2 protein-coding genes are annotated in these 2,525 nt (G+C 29.8%); both read right to left on the reverse strand.

Going from position 1 to position 2,525, the window contains the following annotated elements; translation table 11 throughout:
* Positions 1-263: 263 nt before the first annotated feature.
* Positions 264-761 carry a hypothetical protein gene (locus ES044_RS18065; RefSeq protein ID WP_147187463.1) on the reverse strand — a complete coding sequence of 166 codons (498 nt, stop codon included), beginning with the start codon at positions 759-761 and terminating at the stop codon, positions 264-266.
* Between the two features lie 12 nt (positions 762-773).
* Positions 774-2,246, reverse strand: coding sequence for a M23 family metallopeptidase (locus ES044_RS18070; RefSeq protein WP_147120723.1), 1,473 nt, complete (start codon positions 2,244-2,246; stop codon positions 774-776).
* Positions 2,247-2,525 lie beyond the last annotated feature (279 nt).

Below are 2,525 nucleotides of genomic sequence, written 5' to 3' on the forward strand. Positions count from 1 at the left end.
ATTCTGATTAGCGAGAGAGTGTTCCACGTTCCGCATTTTTTTCTCCGATTTTGGGGTTCAAACTTTAAAGCAAAATGTTTTTTTAAATGACTTTAGCTTCTAATTTAGAAAATCAGCCAGTTTTTGCCAACGTATTGGTATATGAAAAGTAGCAGAATAGAAAAGCAGTTACTTTCAGGTTATGAATTAAAATAGTAGAAAAGCACAAGCTTTCTAGCTTGCACTTATCTGCTATTTTTTATATACCGTGTTGTGGTTTGTATTTATGTTTGTTCAATAAAACCAATTTTAGTTATTTTATTAGTCTGTTGGTCAAAATCAATGTAAATAAAATTATTACATCCATCACAATACTGATAAACGATACTTTTACCACCATCTGCATCAGTATTAAATACCACATTCCCTAAAGCACTTATGTTATCGCCAATAGTTATTGTAATTCCTTGTATTGTTATATTCCAATTATTTTTGATGATTTTAAATGCAATTATTTCATTTTCTTCAAAAGCTAGATTGAAACCATCATATTTATAAGAATAGTAATTATCTTCTTCAGGCTCTTCTGTAGCATTTTGAATAATAGCAGGAATTAAATCTCTGACCTGCTGTCTTATTCCTGTAGTTGCTTGAATGTCATTTAATGTAATATTATTTATCTTAATATTATAAAACGCTGTTTTAGGTATAATATTTGATGATATTTGACAACTTACTAAACTTGTTAATGATAGCATTAAAATTAATAGTATATTTTTCATAATTTTTATTTTTTAGTTACATCTTGTATTTGCTTGTGATACTCCATTGTCATCAATAGTAGTAGAAAGATAATCTCTTGGGTCTACTAACTTATAATTTTCATAGGCCCAAGAACTACTTTCATCATGTTCTCGAGCTTCGATATGAACGTGTGAGTCTACAGATTTTTTCTTTAATGCATCTTTTAAATTTCCAGAATCCCCTTGATATCCAATAATGTCTCCAGCTTTCACATAGGTTAAAGGGCTACTTGTTTGTAATATTCTATTGTTTTCTTGTAAATGAAAATATGATATTAGAATATTTTTACCGTTTACAGTACTGTGTATTCTACTATTATAACCTGCTTTCTCATGATATTTTGTTGAATAAATAAATCCATCAAACATAGCAAAAATTGGTGCTCCTTGTTCATTTTTTAAATCGATTCCATCATGTTTTTTATTTCTTTGTGTAGTACAATCATTTGAACCATATCTTGCACAACTACCACTTGAAGAATTACCATACATAGCACCTTTTGTTCCAGAACTACCTTTTTGAGCTGCTATTTCAGGGTTAGGAACTGGGTCACCTTCACAAGGTTTCTTTACACAAGTATCTGTGCCATTAGTATGTTCAACTTTACCTTCTTCACAACCGCAATTTCCATTTTCATCTTCTACTTTACCTTCTTTACAAACACAAACTTCTCCGATTTTAATTTTACCGCTTCCGGGAGGACATCTTGGGTCTTCTAAAGGGACAGTAGGAATTACATTATCACCGCCATCACCAGAGGAAGGCCCACCACCAAACCCAGTACTACCCCCTGAAGGTATGTCTATATTACCTTCATCACCGCCAGAGCATTCACCATATTCTAATGCTAATGTAAATTCGAAAGAAGTTCCATTGCAGGTTCCAGGAGCGTGTGGATTTCCAAAACTACATTCCCAAGAAGTATGAACACCAGTAACACAGTTTCCACTTGAACGAGATTGTAATAAGTTATTTACATTAAAAATCTCATTGTTACTAATATTAACAGTTCCAGTAAAATGTTCTGATTGATTATGTATCCATTGTTGAGAAGAAGTATATTTTAATATTTTAGAATCATAGATTTCTTTTGAGCTATTTACAAAAAGAACAAGGTTATAAAATTGGTTTTCTTCTGTTTGAGTTTCTATTTTAAAAGTATACGTTGAATAGTTTTCTAACTCCATTCTAACAATATCATCAGTTAAAATAGATGCGTTTGATGAATCTATACTTCTACGAGAATAAGAATTTTCTGTTTTAAAAAGTGGAAGTAATTTATTGTATAAATTATTAGGACTAACTTTACTTTCAAATTGCTTAAAAGAAATTCTTGAAGCTGTATTTTTTTGTTGAACTTCTTGTTGATGGATTTCATTTTCTTTTGTACAGTTCCATAAAACTATGGTTACTCCAAAGAGTAATATTCCAAGTTTAATAAATCTGTTTTTTCTATTTTTCATAATTATTTAAATTTAAGGATTAATATTCAGTTTTAGTTTAAACAAGCTGTAATTTATGATTACTCAATATAGCTGTTTGATGAGCCATATAAACCACAACGTGATTGTATAATATTAGTTTGCGTAATTTACCAATAACTAATTAAACAATGCAAAAAAGAAAGGCGACACGAACTTTCATAAGTATGCTAAAACCAGCAAATTAATTTTATGCAGTGTTGGCATACGTTTTATTAAATTTTGTTTAAATTCAATATTATGTCAGATTTAATTGTTAAA

This window comes from Polaribacter sp. IC066 (assembly GCF_007997085.1).
Lineage (GTDB): Bacteria > Bacteroidota > Bacteroidia > Flavobacteriales > Flavobacteriaceae > Polaribacter.